At 67.1% G+C, this 18,291-nt stretch carries 19 protein-coding genes; 13 read left to right on the top strand and 6 right to left on the bottom strand.

Translation table 11 applies throughout. The features are described 5' to 3' along the window. Nucleotides 1-8: 8 nt before the first annotated feature. Nucleotides 9-776 carry an NUDIX hydrolase gene (locus WBB07_RS20315; RefSeq protein ID WP_526310162.1) on the top strand — a complete coding sequence of 256 codons (768 nt, stop codon included), beginning with the start codon at nt 9-11 and terminating at the stop codon, nt 774-776. After that, on the top strand, nt 773-1,960 hold the full coding sequence (gene marP / locus WBB07_RS20320; protein ID WP_526310163.1) for an acid resistance serine protease MarP: 1,188 nt from the start codon (nt 773-775) through the stop codon (nt 1,958-1,960). The genes WBB07_RS20315 and marP overlap by 4 nt, the downstream gene beginning before the upstream one ends. 4 nt (nt 1,961-1,964) lie before the next feature. Here marP and WBB07_RS20325 read toward each other — a convergent pair whose 3' ends face one another. Together WBB07_RS20325 and WBB07_RS20330 are read right to left on the bottom strand one after the other, a co-directional pair. Continuing rightward, entirely contained in the window at nt 1,965-2,921 is a 957-nt protein-coding gene (locus WBB07_RS20325; protein ID WP_526310164.1) for an alpha/beta fold hydrolase, read from the bottom strand. Next, nucleotides 2,922-3,428: a phage holin family protein gene (locus WBB07_RS20330; protein WP_526310165.1), complete on the bottom strand. Its 507-nt coding sequence runs from the start codon at nt 3,426-3,428 to the stop codon at nt 2,922-2,924. It abuts the gene before it with no gap. Nucleotides 3,429-3,622: 194 nt separating this feature from the next. Here WBB07_RS20330 and WBB07_RS20335 point away from each other — a divergent pair, with 194 nt between their 5' ends. After that, nucleotides 3,623-4,261 (top strand): chymotrypsin family serine protease, encoded by a 639-nt coding sequence (locus WBB07_RS20335; protein ID WP_526310237.1) that lies wholly within the window; start codon nt 3,623-3,625, stop codon nt 4,259-4,261. A 23-nt stretch (nt 4,262-4,284) separates the two neighbouring features. Here WBB07_RS20335 and acs read toward each other — a convergent pair whose 3' ends face one another. After that, the gene (acs, locus tag WBB07_RS20340) at nt 4,285-6,246 is read right to left on the bottom strand and encodes an acetate--CoA ligase (protein WP_526310166.1); all 1,962 of its coding nucleotides are present in this window, start codon (nt 6,244-6,246) and stop codon (nt 4,285-4,287) included. 141 nt (nt 6,247-6,387) lie between these two features. Here acs and WBB07_RS20345 point away from each other — a divergent pair, with 141 nt between their 5' ends. Beyond that, entirely contained in the window at nt 6,388-7,143 is a 756-nt protein-coding gene (locus tag WBB07_RS20345; protein ID WP_526310167.1) for an oxidoreductase, read from the top strand. A 422-nt stretch (nt 7,144-7,565) separates the two neighbouring features. Here the strand turns inward: WBB07_RS20345 and WBB07_RS20350 are convergent, their stop codons facing one another. Next, entirely contained in the window at nt 7,566-8,423 is an 858-nt protein-coding gene (locus WBB07_RS20350) for an HAD-IB family hydrolase (RefSeq protein WP_526310168.1), read from the bottom strand. 435 nt (nt 8,424-8,858) lie between these two features. Between WBB07_RS20350 and ssd the strand changes: the two genes are divergently transcribed. The 7 genes from ssd to WBB07_RS20385 all read left to right on the top strand — a co-directional run bounded on the left by ssd (nt 8,859) and on the right by WBB07_RS20385 (nt 13,430). Next, the gene (ssd, locus tag WBB07_RS20355) at nt 8,859-9,929 is read left to right on the top strand and encodes a septum site-determining protein Ssd (RefSeq protein WP_526310169.1); all 1,071 of its coding nucleotides are present in this window, start codon (nt 8,859-8,861) and stop codon (nt 9,927-9,929) included. Further along, nucleotides 9,926-11,107 carry a TadA family conjugal transfer-associated ATPase gene (locus WBB07_RS20360; RefSeq protein ID WP_526310170.1) on the top strand — a complete coding sequence of 394 codons (1,182 nt, stop codon included), beginning with the start codon at nt 9,926-9,928 and terminating at the stop codon, nt 11,105-11,107. Before ssd ends, WBB07_RS20360 begins: the two co-directional genes overlap by 4 nt. Further along, a complete protein-coding gene (locus WBB07_RS20365; RefSeq protein ID WP_526310171.1) occupies nt 11,104-11,895 on the top strand; it encodes a type II secretion system F family protein in 792 nt (263 codons plus the stop codon). Before WBB07_RS20360 ends, WBB07_RS20365 begins: the two co-directional genes overlap by 4 nt. A gap of 5 nt (nt 11,896-11,900) precedes the next feature. Further along, the gene (locus WBB07_RS20370) at nt 11,901-12,479 is read left to right on the top strand and encodes a type II secretion system F family protein (protein WP_526310238.1); all 579 of its coding nucleotides are present in this window, start codon (nt 11,901-11,903) and stop codon (nt 12,477-12,479) included. A 63-nt stretch (nt 12,480-12,542) separates the two neighbouring features. Further along, on the top strand, nt 12,543-12,743 hold the full coding sequence (locus WBB07_RS20375) for a DUF4244 domain-containing protein (RefSeq protein ID WP_526310172.1): 201 nt from the start codon (nt 12,543-12,545) through the stop codon (nt 12,741-12,743). A 35-nt stretch (nt 12,744-12,778) separates the two neighbouring features. Further along, nucleotides 12,779-13,063, top strand: a complete 285-nt coding sequence (locus tag WBB07_RS20380) for a TadE family type IV pilus minor pilin (RefSeq protein ID WP_526310173.1) — start codon at nt 12,779-12,781, stop codon at nt 13,061-13,063. Next, the gene (locus WBB07_RS20385) at nt 13,029-13,430 is read left to right on the top strand and encodes an Rv3654c family TadE-like protein (RefSeq protein WP_526310174.1); all 402 of its coding nucleotides are present in this window, start codon (nt 13,029-13,031) and stop codon (nt 13,428-13,430) included. Before WBB07_RS20380 ends, WBB07_RS20385 begins: the two co-directional genes overlap by 35 nt. Here WBB07_RS20385 and WBB07_RS20390 read toward each other — a convergent pair. Together WBB07_RS20390 and sftH are read right to left on the bottom strand one after the other, a co-directional pair. After that, on the bottom strand, nt 13,421-14,425 hold the full coding sequence (locus WBB07_RS20390; RefSeq protein ID WP_526310175.1) for a PAS domain-containing protein: 1,005 nt from the start codon (nt 14,423-14,425) through the stop codon (nt 13,421-13,423). The two genes, WBB07_RS20385 and WBB07_RS20390, sit on opposite strands and share 10 nt — an antisense overlap. A gap of 338 nt (nt 14,426-14,763) precedes the next feature. After that, a complete protein-coding gene (gene sftH / locus WBB07_RS20395; RefSeq protein WP_526310176.1) occupies nt 14,764-17,094 on the bottom strand; it encodes a DNA 3'-5' helicase SftH in 2,331 nt (776 codons plus the stop codon). A gap of 220 nt (nt 17,095-17,314) precedes the next feature. Between sftH and WBB07_RS20400 the strand changes: the two genes are divergently transcribed. Both WBB07_RS20400 and WBB07_RS20405 read left to right on the top strand, forming a co-directional pair. Beyond that, nucleotides 17,315-17,518 carry a cold-shock protein gene (locus WBB07_RS20400; RefSeq protein WP_005138711.1) on the top strand — a complete coding sequence of 68 codons (204 nt, stop codon included), beginning with the start codon at nt 17,315-17,317 and terminating at the stop codon, nt 17,516-17,518. 95 nt (nt 17,519-17,613) lie between these two features. Further along, entirely contained in the window at nt 17,614-18,192 is a 579-nt protein-coding gene (locus WBB07_RS20405) for a hypothetical protein (RefSeq protein WP_526310177.1), read from the top strand. The last annotated feature ends 99 nt before the right edge of the window (nt 18,193-18,291 follow it).

An 18,291-nucleotide genomic window follows, 5' to 3' on the forward strand; every position in this document is an offset into this window, starting at 1 on the left:
GGCGCGCCGTGAGCGTAGCGGTGCCCCCGACGCCGGACGTCGGGCCGTCGTGGCTGCGACCACTGCTCGACAATGTCGACGATGTGCGCCGGGCCTACCGGAGGCGGGTGCCGCCAGAAGTGCTGGCATCCATCACGGCAGCCAACGACGCTGCGTCCCTGTCCGGCACCAAGCGGGACGCGGCGGTTCTGATCCTGTTCTCGGGACCAGAAGGGGAACCGACGGACTCCACCGTCCCCGGCCTGCCCGACAATGCCGACCTGCTCGTCACCGTTCGGGCCGCCACGCTGCGTCACCACGCCGGGCAGGCCGCCTTTCCCGGCGGCGCCAGCGATCCGGGCGATGATGGACCCGTCGCCACCGCGCTGCGGGAGGCGCGGGAGGAGACCGGAATCGACGTCACGCGGCTGCACCCTCTTGCCACGCTCGAGCGCATGTTCATTCCGCCGTCGGGTTTCCACGTGGTGCCGGTGCTCGCGTACTCACCCGACCCAGGGCCGGTCACGGTGGTGGACGAAGCGGAGACGGCCGTCGTGGCCCGGGTACCGATCCGGGCCTTCATCAACCCGGAGAATCGCTTGATGGTGTATCGCAGCGTCAACACCAGCCGCTATGCCGGGCCGGCGTTCCTGCTCAACCAGATGCTGGTGTGGGGGTTCACCGGGCAGGTCATCTCGGCGATCCTCGACGTCGCCGGCTGGTCACGACCCTGGGATACCGAGAAACTGCTCGAACTCGACGACGCGCTGGCACTTGTCGGCGGTGAGGTCGCGTGACACCGTCGCAGTGGCTGGACATCGCCGTCGTGGCGATTGCCTTCGTGGCCGCCATCTCCGGCTGGAGATCGGGGGCGCTCGGATCGGTCATGTCATTTGTCGGGGTGATCCTCGGAGCCGTTGCCGGGGTGCTGCTGGCGCCGCACCTGGTCAATCACATCGACGGTGCCAGGACAAAGCTCTTCGCCGCGCTGTTCCTGATCCTGGCGCTGGTGGTCGTCGGCGAGGTCGCCGGCGTGGTGCTGGGCCGCGCCGTCCGCGGAGCGGTCCGCAACCCTGTTGTTCGTCTGGTCGATTCGGTCATCGGCGTCGGTTTGCAGCTGATCGTTGTGATGGTCGCCGCCTGGCTGCTGGCCACGCCGCTGACCTCCTCGGATCAGCCGAACCTGGTCAATGCCGTGAAGGGCTCCAAAGTGCTGGCCCAGGTCGACGGGGTGGCACCCGACTGGCTGCGGGCGGTGCCGAAGCGGTTGTCGGCGCTGCTGGACACCTCGGGGTTGCCGGATGTGCTGCAGCCCTTCGGCCGGACACCGATCGTCGAGGTTGAACCACCGAACGCGACGTTGGCCACCGACGCTGTGGTGGCGGCCGTTGCACCCAGCGTCGTCAAGATCCGCGGTGTGGCACCGGGATGCCAGAAGGTCCTGGAAGGCACCGGGTTTGTGGTCGGTCCCGACCATGTGATGTCCAATGCCCACGTGGTCGCCGGCTCCGACAGTGTCACCATCGAGTCCGCGGGTCAGACCTACGACGCCGTAGTCGTCTCCTACGATCCCAACGCCGATATCTCCATCTTGTACGTGCCGGGCTTGCCCGCGCGGCCCTTGGACTTCGCGCCCGATCCGGCGATCACCGGCACCGACGCGTTGGTGCTCGGCTACCCGGGGGGCGGGGACTTTGCCGCAACCCCGGCGCGGGTACGCGAGATCATCGAACTCAACGGTCCCGACATCTACCGCACCACCACCGTCAACCGTGAGGTGTACACCATCAGAGGCACTGTCCGGCAAGGCAACTCGGGCGGCCCCCTGATCAACCGCGGGGGTGACGTATTGGGAGTGGTGTTCGGAGCCGCCGTCGACGACACCGAGACTGGATTTGTGCTGACTGCCAATGAGGTCGAACGGCAGATGGCAAAGGTGCATGCCACCGAACGGGCGCCGACCGGCTCCTGCGTGACGTAGCTCGTCAGAGCCCGTCGACTTGGGCCAGGAACCTCATGAGGTGGTCGTTGGCCTGATCCGGGGCCTCCTCATGGCCGAAATGGCCTGCACTGGACAACGATACGAATCTGCCGTGCGGAGCGTAATGCTGGGTGCGGTCCACCGGATCGGCGAGCACATAGGGGTCGGCTTCGCCACGCATGTGTAGCAACGGGATGCCCACCGGGCGATTCATCTGCTTCATGAAGCGGCGGCCCTCGCTGCGGAGCTGGCTGCGTACCGCCCATCGTTGATACTCGAGCGCACAGTGTGCTGCACCGGGTATCTGGATGGCGCGTCGCAGGTGGGCGGCGGTCTCCGAGAAATCCTCTGACGCCAGCCATTTCTCGGAGGCTCGGCTGCGGACCAGCGCCTCGAGCTCGGCGGAGTCGTGGCGGGTCAGCACATGTTCGGGCCAGCGCGGCAGCTGATAGGACAGTAGCGTCGGCAGCAGCGCACGCCCCTGGCCCCGGCCGGTCAGCGCGGCCCGGCGCAACGCCGCCGGGTGCGGTGAGCTGACCAGAGCGATCGCGCGCACCAGCCGGGGGTGCAGGACCGACGTCGCCCAACACACCAGCCCGCCGTCGGCGTGGCCGACCAGCGTTGCGGAGCTGTGGCCGAGCGCGCGGATCAGGCCGCCGGTATCCCCGGCAAGCGTCCAACCGTCGTAACCGCGGGGCGGTTTGTCGCTGCCGCCGTACCCGCGCAGGTCCACGGCGACCACCCGCGCGCCGGTCAAACCCCGCAGCTGATGCCGCCACGACCACCAGAAAGAGCCGAAGCCGTGGAGCAGGATCACCAGCGGCCGGTCAGTGGCTGTTACGCCGTCGCCGGAGTCGGTCCGGTTCGCTTCGACCACATGGAAGCGGATGCCGTTGGCGTGTATGTCCAAATGCCGCCAGGGCCCGTCGATTCGGACGACGGACGGGTCCGGGGGCGGCATCTACCAGCCTGAGGGATCTTTGGTGGGTGCGATGCCCTTGTCGGGGACGGCAGCTTCCCGGTCTGTCCCGGTGAACGCCGCCTTGGTTTCCTTGACGGTCTCGATGGTCTGCTGCGGGCCACGGATGCGGCGCACCTTCAGGTAGCCGAGGAACCCGAACAATCCGGTGGTCACCAGCATGATGCCGAAGACGATCAGATAGGCAGCCCAGGTCCACAACCAGGTGTCGAGCAACGCGGCGAGGAAGAAGAAGAAAAAGAAGGTGGAGTAGAACAGCACCACCAGCGCGAGGATGAAGAAGACGCTGCCGGTGAGGCCCTTCTTGACGTCGCGGGTGATCTCCGCCTTGGCCAGTTCGACCTCGGCGCGGACCAGAGTGGACACCTGGGTGGTGGCGTCCTTGACCAGATCGCCGATCGATGGATCCGCCGGCACCGCGTGGGGGTCGATCAGCGGAATCGATGTCACGGTCGCGGGCACGCCACTCTTGCGGTCACCATTGCTCACGGCTTCATGTTGCCATGTCTGGTTCACTGGGGACGACTCTGGCTGATCGGTCGACCTTGTGGCTGTGGTGCCGGAGTTGCTGCTGAGACCCCGCTAGACTCTGCCCGACGATTGCTCACAGGGTCGGGGCCCTGACTTGGGAGTTCGCATTGAAGATCGCGCGCCTAGTGGTCTGCGCTGTCACGGCGCTGACCATGTTGTCCGTCGCCACCGCCGGCCCGGCCGCCGCTGCCCCCGTCACGCTCGGGGGTGGATCAGGCATCGTCATCGACGGTGAGTCCTACTGCACGTTGACGGCCATAGGAAACGACAGCCGCGGCGACCTGGTCGGTTTCACCTCGGCACACTGCGGTGGCCCCGGCGCCTCCGTCGCCGCCGAAGGTGCGCCGGAGGCCGGGCCGGTAGGGGAGATGGTGGCAGGCAATGAGGCACTCGATTACGCCGTCATCAGGTTCGACCGCAGCAAAGTGATCCCCACCAACAATGTCAACGGTTTTGTCATCGACGGCCTCGGCCCGGATCCGACGTTCGGTCAGGTCGCCTGCAAACTCGGCCGCACCACCGGCACCTCATGCGGGGTCACCTGGGGGCCTGGTGAGAACCCCGGAACGATTCTCAATCAGGTGTGTGGAGCGCCGGGTGATTCTGGTGCGCCGGTGACCGTCAACAACAAGCTGGTCGGAATGATCCACGGCGCCTTCAGTCAGGATCTGCCGACCTGCGTCGTCAAGTTCATCCCGCTGCACACACCGGCGGTCACGATGTCGTTCAATACGCAGCTGGCCGACATCACTGCCAAGGGCAGACCGGGAACGGGATTCGTCCCGGTCTGACCTTGGTCAGTACCTCTTGGCCGCTATTTGCTGGCGCGGATGGCCTCGAAGACGCTGGGGTCCAGGAGGGTGGAGGTGTCGCCGAGTTCGCGGCCTTCGGCGACGTCGCGCAGGAGTCGGCGCATGATCTTGCCGCTGCGGGTTTTGGGTAGTTCCGGGACGACGTGGATCTCGCGGGGTTTGGCGATCGGGGAGATCTCGCGGGCCACCTCGGCGCGTAGTTCGTCGATCATGTTGGTGTCCCCGCCGTGGGCGGAGGATTTGAGGATGACAAACGCGCAGATGGCTTGGCCGGTTTGTGCGTCGGTGGCCCCGACGACGGCGGCCTCGGCCACTCCGGAATGCCCGACGAGGGCGGATTCGACCTCGGCGGTGGAGATGCGGTGTCCGGAGATGTTCATGACGTCATCGATACGGCCCAAAACCCAGATCTCGCCGTCGCTGCCGTAGCGGGCGCCGTCACCGGCGAAGTACCAGCCCTGCTCGGCGAACCGGGACCAGTAGGTCTCCTTGAAGCGTTGCGGGTCACCCCAGATACCGCGCAGCATCGCCGGCCACGGCTTGTCGAGCACCAGGTAGCCGGAGGCTTGTTCGCCGTGGTCGGTGCCCGGGGCCAGTTCGTTGCCGTCGTCGTCGACGATCTTGGCCGAGATACCGGGCAGGGCGCCCATCGCGGAGCCGGGTTTGGTGTGGGTGACCCCGGGCAGCGGGGAGATCATGATGGCGCCGGTTTCGGTCTGCCACCAGGTGTCCACGATGGGGGTTTTGTCGTCACCGAAGGCCATCCGGTACCAACGCCAGGCTTCGGGGTTGATGGGTTCCCCGACCGAACCGAGCAGACGCAGCGACGACAGATCGTGCGCGGCCGGGATCTGGCGGCCCCACTTCATGAAGGTGCGCACCAGGGTGGGGGCGGTGTAATAGATGGTGACACCGTATTTTTCGATGATCTCGAAGTGCCGGTGCTCGTTCGGGGAGGCCGGGGTGCCTTCGTAGACGACCTGGGTGACACCGTTGGACAGCGGCCCGTACACGATGTAGCTGTGCCCGGTGACCCAGCCGATATCGGCGGTGCACCAGTACACATCGGTCTCGGGCTTGATGTCGAAGACGTTGTGATGGGTGTAGGAGGCCTGGGTCAGATAACCACCCGAGGTGTGGATGATGCCCTTGGGTTTACCGGTGGTGCCCGAGGTGTACAGCAGGAACAACGGATGCTCAGCCTCGAAGGCCTGCGGGGTGTGCTCGGCCGACGCTTTCGGGATGGTCTGGTCCCACCACAGGTCGCGGCCGTCGGTCCAGTTGACGTCGATGCCGGTGCGACGCACCACCAGCACATGCTCGACCGGGCTGGCCTCACCCAAGCCGGCGATCGCTTCGTCGACACCGTCTTTGAGGGACACCGCCTGCCCGCGCCGGTACTGCCCGTCGGTGGTGATCACCACCTTCGCCGAGGCGTCCTCGATCCGGGCCTTGAGTGCGGAAGCCGAGAATCCGGCGAACACCACCGAGTGCATCACCCCTAGGCGGGCACACGCCAGCATCGCGACAATCGCTTCGGGCACCATCGGCATGTAGATCGCCACTCGATCCCCGGCGACCAGGCCGAGGTCGGTCAACGTGTTCGCCGCCTGCGACACCTCGTCCTTGAGTTCGGCGTAGGTGATGGAGCGGGCGTCATCGACGGGCTCGCCCACCCAATGGATGGCCACCCGGTCACCGTTGCCGGCCTCGACGTGCCGGTCCACACAGTTGTAGGCGACATTCAGGGTGCCATCGCCGAACCACCTCGCCACCGGCGGTGCCGACCAATCCAGCACCTCGGTGAACGGCTTGTCCCACGACAACCGGTTGGCCTGTCTTGCCCAAAACGCCAACCGATCCGCCTCGGCCTCGTCATACAACTCGGCGGTGGCATTCGCCTGCGCGGCGAACTCCGCAGCAGGCGGATACGCTGACAGAACTTCGGTGTGCGTCTCGGTCATGGTTGTGAGCGTAGTCACCTAAGGTTGCAACGACGTTGGCTACTCACATGACGCGCTGCGGGCGGCGTGTGACGTGCGCCGAACGGTTGACGATCCCCGGACCAGCGGCGCTCGAGTACCTCGCGAGTAGGGTGAGCGGCCGTGAGTGCTGACCCGCTGGCCCCGCTGGTGGACCTGCCAGGTGTGGCTGATGCCGCCGAACAGGCCCGTGACGAATTGGGGCGGGCACACCGGCACCGTGCCAATCTGCGGGGCTGGCCGGTGACCTCCGCCGAGGCCGCGTTGCGCGCGGCTCGGGCGTCGTCGGTGCTCGACGGGGGTACGCCCCAACTCGACGAGCACACCGCCTCGGACCCCATCTTCGCCGGTGCGCTGCGGGTGGCCCAGGCTTTGGAGGGCGGCGAGACCACCATGGTCGGGGTGTGGCGTCGGGCGCCGCTGCAGGCCTTGGCGCGGATGCACATGCTGGCGGCCGCCGATGTGGTCTCCGACCAAGAGCTGGCGCGCCCTCGCGCCCAGCCCGAGGTCTCGGCCCGGCTGGACCTGATGTCTACCCTGGTGACGGGCGGCTCGAAGGTTCCGGCGCCCATCCTGGCGGCCGTCGCGCACGGCGAACTTCTCACTCTTGCGGCTTTCGGCAGCTCCGATGGTGTGGTGGCCCGCGGTGTTGCGCGGCTGGTCACCATCAGCTCCGGGCTTGATCCGCACGGGCTTGGCGTGCCGGAGGTCTATTGGATGCGCCGGGCTGCCGAGTACCGAGCTGCTGCGCTGGGTTTCGCCACGGGCACGGAGAAGGGGCTGACAGAGTGGCTGCTGCTGCACTGTCGGGCGCTGCAAGCCGGTGCGCGAGAGGCGGTCTCGATCGCTGAGGCGAAAGATCAGGCCAAGAGGAGCTGACCGGGGAGCTGTTTGCGACAACAAAAGCGGGCGGCGCTCCGAGGCCTGGAAATCCAGGATTCGGTTCACCGCCCGCTAGCACGGATCTACGGTTACCAAGCGTCCATAGGTTGGCTGCGTGGGTTGGCCTCGGCGACTTTGCGATGCGTTTCGAAGCTGACCCCAACCCAAGGGGTCTTGGTTCGTCCGCTTTTCGCAATTACGCAGGCCCGCAACATTTCTGCCATTATCGCGGCTGTGGCTCCGCGTGGGTGCCGGGATCCGTGCTGGGATGCTCGGTACGGGAGATCGATTCTTCTCTTCCGAATCGGTCTTGGCCTCACCGGGCTTCCGTGACTCCTTTGTACTACGTGATCACCGTCACAGCAAGGCCCAAATGCGAAGTTGCACGGTGCGATTCCGATTCGTTATTGCGCTTGACTTCAGAGTGTGAACCGGCGGAGCAGCGAATACGTCAGGGCGCCGGCTGCCAGCGCACTGATTCCCACGGCCGCCGTGGTGGCAACCGCAGCGGTCGATGGCGCCGGGATCCGGTCCCGCAGTGACACCGGTTTGGAGAACGTCCGGACCGGCCATTCGCGTGCGGTCGCTTCGCGGCGGAGGGCCCGATCGGGGTTGACGACACAAGGGTGGCCGACGGTCTCCAGCATCGGCACGTCGGTGATCGAGTCCGAGTAGGCGTAACAGTGCTCGAGCGGGTACCCCTCTCGAGCGGCCAGCTCCCGGATCGCCTGCGCCTTGCCGTCGCCGTAGCAGTAGAACGCCACCTCGCCGGTGTACCGGCCGTCCTCGACGACCATCCGGGTGGCCATTGCGTGGGTTGCGCCCAGGGCGCGGGCGATCGGTGCCACGATCTCTTCGCCCGACGCCGACACCACCACGACATCGCGGCCGCACAGTTTGTGATCAGCGATCAAATCCGCCGCCTCGGCAAACACCAGCGGGTCCACGATCTCGTGCAGGGTCTCTCCGACGATCGACTTGACCTGCTCGACGTCCCAGCCGGTGCACATGGCCGTCACGTAGGACCGCATCCGGTCCATCTGATCGTGATCCGCCCCCGACATCAGGAAAAGGAACTGGGCGTAGCTGGACTTGAGCACCGCCCGGCGATTCAGTAGACCCTGATCGAAGAACGGTTTGCTGAAAGCGAGCGTGCTCGATTTGGCGATGATGGTCTTGTCAAGATCAAAAAATGCTGCGGTACGCGTGTGGTGCGCAGCTGTCTCGGCAGTTTGCGGCGCGGTTAGCTGCTTGGCATCCGGATCGGAAGCGGTCACGACCCCACAATAGGTGTAGGCGCAACGCCGGCCCGGGCATAGGTGGCACGCCGTCTGAGATTGTGTTCAAAATGGCAGTTCAAGCCACCTGTCGGAGACTGCAGATCTTTCGGTGAGAGTCGGCTGGCGTGTCCATTTCGAGACTTGCGCCGGTGTGCTGGGTCGTGTGTATAGTGACTATTACCTGGCTTATGCCGGGTGTGCATCAGCCCGACCCCCCGGGGCTGATACACGACGACCCTCGCCTCCTCCCCCCCTGGCGAGGGTCGTCCTTTATTTTTCACCTTTTTGTCAGTCGTGACCAAACCGGCTCTTCGGGTCCTTCCGGCTGTTCGCTGGACAAGCAATCCGCGTCGTTGTCCACAAATCCGAGATCCTCCACATATCGGTGGCGGTGACTGGCCGGCACCGACTGTCCCGGTACACGGTGGACCGGTGACGACCACACCCGGGCTGTTGGCCCTCATTGCCGGATCCGCGCTCGGGGAGGAGATCGACCGGGTGGCCGCGGCCGCCGGCATCCGGGCCATCCACCTCGACCCCAGCGCCCCGCCCTCTCGCAAGGCCTGGCTGGCCGCGGCCGCCGTGGTGGTTGACGCCGGCGCCGCCGAGTGCTGTCTGCAGTCGGGCCTACCGCGCCGAACCGGGGTCTTCTTGTGTGCGTTCGGGGAACCCGACGTGGCGACATTGCGCTCGGCCCTCACGATCGGCGCCCGCGATGTCCTGACGTTGCCGGATCGGGCCGACGAGCTGGTCCGGCACCTCTCCGAAATGGCGGACACCCCGCCGTCGGTGTCCCGCGGAAGCACCGTGGCAGTCATGGCCGGCCGCGGTGGCGCAGGCGCCTCACTGTTCTCGGCTGCGCTCGCGGTTCAACTCCCCACGCCGCTGCTGCTGGACCTCGACCCCTGGGGCGGCGGTATCGACCTGCTGCTCGGCGGTGAGCACCGACCCGGATTGCGTTGGCCTGATCTGCAGGTTCAGGGCGGGCGGTTGAACTGGTCGGTGATCCGTGACGCCGTGCCCACCAACCACGGGATCTCGGTATTGTCCGGCTCCAGAAAGGGATTCGAGCTGTCCGCGGGTGCGGTCGAAGCGGTTCTCGACGCAACCCGTCGCGCCGGGGTGACGACGGTCTGCGATCTGCCTCGGCGACTCACCGACGCGGTGCGGACGGCGATAGACGATGCCGACCTGCTGGTGCTGGTGACAACCTGTGACGTACGGTCCTGCGCCGCCACCGCGGCGATGGCTCCGACGCTGACCGCACTGAACCCCAACGTCGGCCTGGTGGTCCGGGGGCCGGCACCGGGTGGGTTGCGTCCCGGCGACATCGCCGACACCACGCAGTTACCGCTATTGGCCGCGATGCGCCCCGAACCGTTGATCGCCGAGAAGTTGGAACGCGGAGGTCTGTTGCTGCGGGCCCGATCGCCATTGGCAGCAGCCGCCCACAGGGTGGCCGATGTGCTGGGCTCCCAGTTGACATCCGGGCGGGCGGCATGAGCGAGTCGTTGATCGACCGGGTGCGGGAACGGTTGGCGGTGGAGGCACGGTCCGGGCCGACAGCGTTGCCCGCCGGGGTGGTTGCGCAGGCGATCCGGGCCGAATCGGCAGGCCTTCTCGGCGACACCGAAGTGTTGACGAACCTGCGTGCGGTTCAGACCGAACTCACCGGAGCCGGGCTTTTGGAACCGCTGCTTCACGCACCTGGAACCACCGACGTGTTGGTGACGTCCCCGGCCCGGGTGTGGGTCGACGACGGGACCGGTTTGCGACGCAGCCCGGTTCGGTTCGCTGACGAGGCCGCCGTGCGACGCCTGGCGCAGCGGCTGGCGTTGGCAACCGGACGCCGGCTCGACGATGCCGCCCCCTGGGTGGACGGGTTGCTCAGCGGTGTCGGAGCGCGCCGGCTCACCATTCGGTTGCACGCGGTTCTTCCCCCGATCGCTGTTGCCGGGACCTGCATTTCGCTTCGGGTGTTGCGCCCCGCGAGCCAGGGGTTGGCGGCGCTGTGCGCCTCGGGGGCCATCGCCGCCGACGCGGAATCGCTGCTGCGGGAAGTCATCGACGCCCGCCTCGCATTCCTGGTCTCGGGAGGAACCGGCGCGGGCAAAACCACATTGCTGTCGGCACTGTTGGGTGCGGTCGCCCCACAAGAGCGCATCGTGTGTGTCGAAGACGCGGCCGAACTGGCGCCGCCGCACCCGCATCTGGTGTCCCTCATCGCCCGGGGCGCCAATGTCGAGGGTGCCGGGGAGGTCACCGTCCGCCAACTCGTGCGGCAGGCGCTGCGGATGCGCCCCGATCGCATTGTGGTGGGCGAGGTCCGGGGGGCCGAAGTGGTCGATCTGCTGGGGGCGCTGAACACCGGTCACGACGGCGGCGCGGGCACGGTGCACGCCAATCGGCCCGCCGAAGTGCCCGCCAGATTGGAGGCGCTCGGCGCACTCGGTGGTCTGGACCGGGCCGCACTGCACAGCCAGCTGGCGGCTGCGGTGCGAGTCCTGCTCCACGTCTCTCGAGCGCGCGACGGGTCCCGGCAGCTCAGCGAGATCGCGATCCTGCAGCGCGACGATGGTGCCGACACCTGCCGTGTCCTGACGGCATGGCACGTCGACCGCGGCCACACCGAGGGAGCTGCCGAACTGCGGCACCTGATCGCAGCCGGGCTAGCGTCATGATCCCCGCGCTGCTGCTGGCCATGGCGGTGCTGGTGCACCCGTCGGCCTCCGGTAGCCGTCGCCGGATCATCCGGCGAGCGGTCCCGGCCGGACCGTCGCGTCGTGGCCTGGCGATGGTGGGTGCGGTATCTGCCGCGGTGGTGGTGGTCCAGCTGCCGATGCCGGCGATCGTCGCGGCAGCGCTGGCCGCGGGCACCGGGACACTGCGCTACCGCCGATCGAGAGCTCGCCGACAGGCGCGACGGGAAGGGCTGGCGTTGGCCGGCGCACTGGAGCTGCTGACCTCGGAGCTGAAAGCCGGCGCCCACCCGGTGTCGGCCTTCGACATCGCCGCAACCGAAACCGCCGGCACGTCGGCGGCGGTCAGCTCCGGGTTACGTTCCGTGGCCGCGCGTGCCGGCCTCGGCGCCGATGTTGCCGTCGGCCTGCAGGACGTCGCGAAGCGGTCATCGCTGCCCCAGCAGTGGCGGCGCCTGGCGGCCTGTTGGCAGCTGGCGACCGATCAAGGGCTTCCCATCGGGGTCCTGATGCGCGCCGCCCAGCTCGATATCGCCGAGCGTCAGCGCTACGCCGCACGGGTCGACGCCGGAATGGCCGGGGCCAGGGCAACTGCCACCATTCTGGCCGCACTGCCGGTGCTGGGGGTTGGACTGGGTGAGCTGATGGGTGCCGAGCCGCTGACGTTCCTGTCCGGCGGTGCCGGCAGTGCGGTGCTGGTGGTCGGTGTACTGCTGGTCTGTGTCGGCGTGCTGTGGTCGGGGCACATCACCGATCGGCTACCGGCATGAACCCGCTGCCCGCCGCCGCCTTGGCATTGGCCGCCGCGCTGCTGCTGGGCGCCGGACCATCGAAGGTCCGCGCCCGTGCCGGTCTGCACCGCCGATCACGGGTCGGCAAACACGCACCACCACAAGCGGATCCACTGGCCGCTGCCTCGAGTCTTGATGTACTTGCGGTGTGCCTGCGCGCCGGGATGGCGGTGCCGACCGCGGCGCGTGCCACTGCAGTCCATGCGCCCCCGGAGCTGGCCTCGATACTGAACCGGGCCGCCGACCTGTTGGCATTGGGTGCAGATGCTGACATTGCTTGGACTGAAACAGATTCCGAATCGATCGACAGTCATTGTCAAGCGCTGCTGCGGTTGGCTCGCCGGTCGGCGTCCTCGGGTACGGCGCTCGCGCATGGTGTCGCCGAGCTGTCCGACGGGATCAGGGCGGACGTCACACACGCCGGCACCGCCGCCGCCGAACGCGCGTCGGTGTTGATCGCCGGACCGCTCGGACTGTGTTTTCTGCCCGCGTTCGTCTGCCTCGGCGTGGTGCCGACGGTTGCGGGTTTGGCCGGTGACGTATTCGGTTCGGGGCTGCTGTGAGCGACGTGGGAATCGTGAAATGCCAAGGAATCGCTCAATACCAAGAAAAGGGGAGAACCATTGATGGAAAACATGATTCAGCGAATCCGGACCCGGATACTGCTGCTGGCCGTCGACGAGACGGGCATGTCCACCGTCGAGTACGCCATCGGCACGGTGGCCGCGGCGGCGTTCGGCGCGATTCTGTACACGGTGGTCACCGGAGACTCCGTTGTCGGGGCACTCACCGGCATCATCGGTCGTGCCCTGAACACCAGTGCCTAGCCGGTGAGGCCGGAATCGCCACCGTCGAAGCAGCATTGGCCGTCGCCGCTCTGGTGGCAGTTCTGGCGCTGTGCGCGGCGGGCCTCGGTGCCATGGCGGCGCAGATCCGCTGCGTCGACGCCGCCAGGGAAGCGGCCCGGCTGGCAGCACGTGGTGACGCATCCGCGATACCGGTTGCGCAGCGCATCGCTCCCGCGGGCGCCGGTGTCCAGATCCGGCGTGACGGACAGTTTTTTGTCGCGACGGTCACGGCCGGCCCGGCGGGACTTCCGGGCGTCACGCTCAGTGCAGACGCGGTCGCGATGGTCGAACCCGGCTGATGGCCTTCGTGACGATCAGGGCGCCGCCACCGTGCTGGCCGCGGCGATGATCGCGGTCGTGATGGTGGTGACGGTGGCAGCGACGCAGGTCGGTGCGGCAGTGGTGGCGCGGCACCGCGCACAGGCCGCCGCCGACTTGGCGGCACTGGCTGCTGCGGCCTGGCTTGTCGGCGGACCGGGTGCGGCGTGTGAGGCGGCCCAAACGGTCGTCACGGCGATGCGGGCCCAGAATTCCGGGTGCGCCACCGATGGGCTCGATGTGGTGGTCCGCGTAGAGATTCCGGTCCATGTGGGGCGATGGGGGGCCGGGTATGCACGGGCCAGCGCGCGGGCCGGGCCTGTCGCCGGTGACGGACGTCAGCGGTGATCGAGTTCGGTGCCGGTGGGTTCGCGTAGCGTGATCAGCCCGGCGAACGCACCGGGCTGGAGCTCCACCCTGTGCACCGTGACGTGCATCGAAACCCAGTCCGTGTGACGACCCGGCAGGCGCAGTACCCGTTCGGTGACGCCGCTGCCCAACTCGGTTGTCATGGCCTCGATGAGGGTCAGGTCATCGGGATGGACCCAGGGGGCGCCGGCCCGGTCACGCCAGTCGTAGAGCGGACACGGCTGATCGAGCCACTTGAGCAGGGTCCAGGTGTTGATGTCCACCAGCGCGCGGTAACTACCGGGTCGGGCCAGCCCGTCAAGTATTCGTTGAGCAAGGTGATCGGGTGCAACGGCCGGGGTTTCGCGGTGGCTGCGCCAGTTCATCGCGCGCGCGATGAGGTGCGCGGTTCCGTCGGCGGCGGTCTCGATCCGGGAGCGGGCCACGAACCCGACGGTGATCGGCTCGCCGGAATGGTCGGTGACATCCCACAGGTCGCAGATCGTGGTGCCCGGCCGGTTCTGCACGGCAAGCGAGAGCACCTGGGTTTCATTGGATTGCATATCCCGTGTCGGGAGGTCCTGAGCGAACGTTCGGCCGTCGGTGCGCTCGGTTTCGGGGTTCAGTCCACTGTTGGTCAGCGATTCGACGGTACCGGTGGCGACACCGGTGGTCAGGTTCCACACCAGTGGACCGGGAATGGCCCGCGGCGGCGGTTCGGCGTCTGCCGGCCCCAGCCAGACGTGTACACCGTGGACCCTGCCGTCGGACATCACCACCGGCTCGGCGCGGATCACCCGCTCGCAGTTCGGTACTGGCCGTCGCAGCGGCGCCGCGGAGAGGGCCGTTTCCGCGACCGCAGCCGTGAGCGCATCGAGGTGAGGATTGCGTCGCAGGAACACCGAAACCGGCACGAGATTCTTCAGCTGGTGGCCCTGTGCTGCCACCACCGGTTGCTCGCCCAGCGTCTCGACGAGTAGCCAGTCGTGCGCCATGCGTAGATTTTACTGCCGGTTTCACCCTCGGCGCGTAAGTTAGCGACGAATTCCGAAGAAGATCGCAAGAATCGCTGCGGTGAGCCGACGATTCGCTGCGGTCGCTGTCGAACAACGGGGTCCAAAAGATTTGCGCAGCCCCCGGAATGCGGGTAGCTTCGGCGTCTGCGCCCGACCTGTCGGGATGGGGAACGGATCGTGTTGTCCGACCGTTCGACCGCACCTGGGAAGTTGCAAGGCCACGGTCGCGTGGCGCCTGTCCAGGAGGTCGGCCGTCGAGGGGTCGGTCGTCCGCCTTGGTTGTCCCAGTTCCGTGTTCGGCAGCTTCATGTTCAGTTTCACATTCGGCACCGTGTCAATTCGTTGAGCACGCAGCGGAGCACGGTGACCGCCCCGGCCTTGTCGAGCGGATCATTGCCGTTGCCGCACTTCGGTGATTGCACACATGACGGACAGCCTTGTGGACATTCGCAGGCGGCGATCGCCTCTGTAGTGGCCTCGAGCCACGTCTGGATCTGATGGAATCCGCGCTCGGCGAACCCGGCCCCGCCGGGGTAGCCGTCGTAGACGAACACCGTCGGCAGTCCCGTCGGGCCGACGGCGGTTGACAGCCCTCCGATGTCGCCCCGGTCGCAGCTGGCGACCAGCGGTAGCAGGCCGATGGCGGCATGCTCGGCGGCGTGCAGGGCGCCGGGGATTCGCAGCTCTTCGATCCCGTTGCGCTCCAACAGTTCCGGAGTGAGCGTATACATCGCGGCAACGGTGGGCAGGGTGCTGGTCGGCATGTCGAGCTCGACAAAATCGATCACCTCGCCGGCCAGGGTTCGGCGGAGATAGCCGATCACGGTGTGGGTGACAGCGACGGGCACCAGGCCCAGCGTGACATCGCCGAGGTCGACGTGCTCGCCCGGTGCGGTGACGGTGATGTCGGTGAGCTCGCGGGCGTGTGTGGTGTAGCCGGGGTCTTCGGGGTGTACAAATGCCACCGCCGACTCGAAGTCCAGGTTGTCGACCACGTAGCTTTCGCCTTGATGCAGGTAGACCGCGCCTGGATGGACCGTCGCCGGCGCCTGTCCGGCCCCGGCGCCACCAAGCAGCCGCCCGGTGCCGGATTCGACGATGGCGATCTGTCCGCCGCTGGAGCCGCGGATGTCGACCGCTGGATGCGGATCGACGCCGGGCGCGGGGTAGAAGTGGCCGGATCGATGCCGCAGCAGGCCATCATCAACCAGCTCGCCCACCACCTGATCGGCGCTCCATAGCCGAACCTCGGCGTCGCTGACGGGTAATTCTGTTGCCGCGCAGAGTAATTGGGGACCAAGAACATAGGGGTTGCGGGGATCTATCACCACTCGTTCGATCGGCTTGTCCAGTAGCGCCGCCGGATGGTGCACCAGGTAGGTGTCCAATGGGTCGTCACGCGCGATGAGCACGATCAGGGCGCCCTGTCCGCGTCGTCCGGATCTGCCCGCCTGCTGCCAGAACGAGGTGACGGTGCCGGGGAAGCCGGCCTGCACCACCGCGTCCAGGCCGGAAATGTCGACGCCGAGTTCCAGAGCATTGGTGGTGGCCACCCCGCGTAATCGTCCGTCGGCCAGAGCCTGCTCGAGGTCACGTCGATCCTCAGCCAGGTAGCCGGCTCGGTAGGAGGCCACCTTGTCGGCAAGTTCGGGAGCGATGTCCTCGAGGCGTGCCTTGGCGCCGAGCGCGGTCAGTTCCGCGCCGCGCCGCGACCGCACGAATGTCAGGGTGCGGGCTCCCTCGGTCATCAGGTCGGCCATCACACGCGAGGCCTCCGCGCCTGCGGACCGTCGGACAGGGGCGCCGTTCTCGCCGGTGATGTCGGTTCGCAGCGCGGGCTCCCACAGCGCAACGGTGCGGGCTCCGTGGGGTGAACCGTCCGCGGTGACCTCGGCGACGGTCTGCCCGATGAGTTCGGCGGCGGTCTCGCCGGGGGCGGCGGTGGTCGCGCTGGCGAAGATGACGGTGGGTGATCCCGAGTACCGGTCGGCCAGCCGCAGCAGCCGGCGCAACACCATCGCCACGTTGGAGCCGAAGACGCCCCGGTAGTAGTGGCACTCGTCGACGACGATGTACCGCAGTCCGCGCAGGAACACCGCCCAGCGGGCATGGTTGCGCAGCATCGACAGGTGGATCATGTCGGGGTTGGAGAACAGCCAGCGGGACCGTTCCCTGGCGAACCGGCGCACCTCGGTGGCGCTGTCACCGTCGTAGGCGGTCGGTGCGACGTCCCGAAGGCGTGACACCGCGGCGGTCAGTTGGTACGCGGAGCGCAGTTGATCGTGCCCCAGCGCCTTCGTCGGGGACAGATAAAGTGCCCGCGCGCGGCGGTCGGTGGCGAGTGCCTGGAGAATTGGCAGCTGATAAGCCAACGATTTTCCGGATGCGGTACCGGTGCTCAGGACCACGTGCCGTCCGGAGTGCGCCAGCTCGGCGGCTTCGGCCTGATGCGACCACGGTGCGCTGATACCTCGCTCCGCGAACAGTGCCACCAATTCGGCATCTGCCCAGGTAGGCCAGTGTGTCGGGCGTCCCTGTTGGGCCGGCAACTCGGCGACGTGACGCAGCGGATCCTCGCCGAATTCGGCTCCGGAAACCGCCTTCGAGAGCGCCGCGGAGAGCAGTTCGCCGCCGAAATTTGCCGTCACATCAAGAATTGTTCACGAGCGGAGTGACAACGAGACTGTCGCGTCGGCCCCGAACGTGCTTGGATATGGGTGGTCGCAGCTTCTGTGTGGTGTCAAACGCTCTCGCAGGATCGACGTTGCGGTCGCGGTTCCTGCGAAGGATGTGCGGTCGGAACGGGCCCGGCTCATCGAACATCGATGTGTCGCACCCGGTAGTTACAAGTTAAGGAAAGATCGAAAGATGCCACAGGGAACTGTGAAGTGGTTCAACGCGGAAAAGGGCTTCGGCTTTATTGCACCCGAGGACGGCTCCGCTGACGTGTTCGTCCACTACACGGAAATCCAGGGTTCGGGATTCCGTACCCTCGAAGAAAACCAGCGGGTCGAGTTCGAGGTCGGCCAGAGCCCCAAGGGCCCGCAGGCCACCGGCGTCCGCGCCGTCTGAGCCACCCGTCACTTGACGATTGCACCCCCGCTGGTTGGTCCGGCGGGGGTGTTTCTTTTCAAGTGTCTGAGCGTCGCTGCCCTACTGTCAGTGGCGTGGCCCAGCTGTCCTTCTTCTCCGCTGAGTCGGTGCCGCCTGCGGTAACCGACCTGACGGGCCTGCTCGCCGCTGGCGGACAGGTGGTGTTGCAGGACTCCGGTGCCCGGCTGTCGGTGGTTGTCGACCAGTTGTGGCGAGCTGCCGCACTGGCCGAGATGATCGCCGAGGCAGGTCTGGAACCGGAGATCGGTCGCACCGACGAGAACACTCCGTTGGTGCGCACGGCTGTCGATCCGCGGCTGACGCGGATCGCGCAGGACTGGACACGTGGGGCGGTGAAGACCGTTCCGCCGTTGTGGCTGCCCGGTCCGCGCGAGTTGCGGGCCTGGACGTTGGCGGCCGGGTCCCCGGAAGCCGACCGATACCTGCTTGGGCTGGACCCACATGCCCCGGACACCCATTCCCCGCTGGCTTCGGCACTGATGCGGGTCGGAATTGCGCCGACCTTGATCGGCACCAGAGGGGCGCGCCCGGCGCTGCGGATCAGTGGCCGTCGACGGCTATCGCGGCTGGTAGAGAACGTGGGGGAACCACCTGGTGATGTCGAGGCGTTCACCCAGTGGCCACGTGTCTGATGGCTGTGACGTAGAAATGAGACCGACAACCGGTTTGCGTCGGGAGGCCCGCAATGCAAAATTGGCTATTCCCCGCAGGGTCGGGGGGCTGCAGAAGCG

The organism is Mycobacterium sp. (assembly GCF_049647605.1).
Taxonomy (GTDB): Bacteria; Actinomycetota; Actinomycetes; order Mycobacteriales; family Mycobacteriaceae; genus Mycobacterium.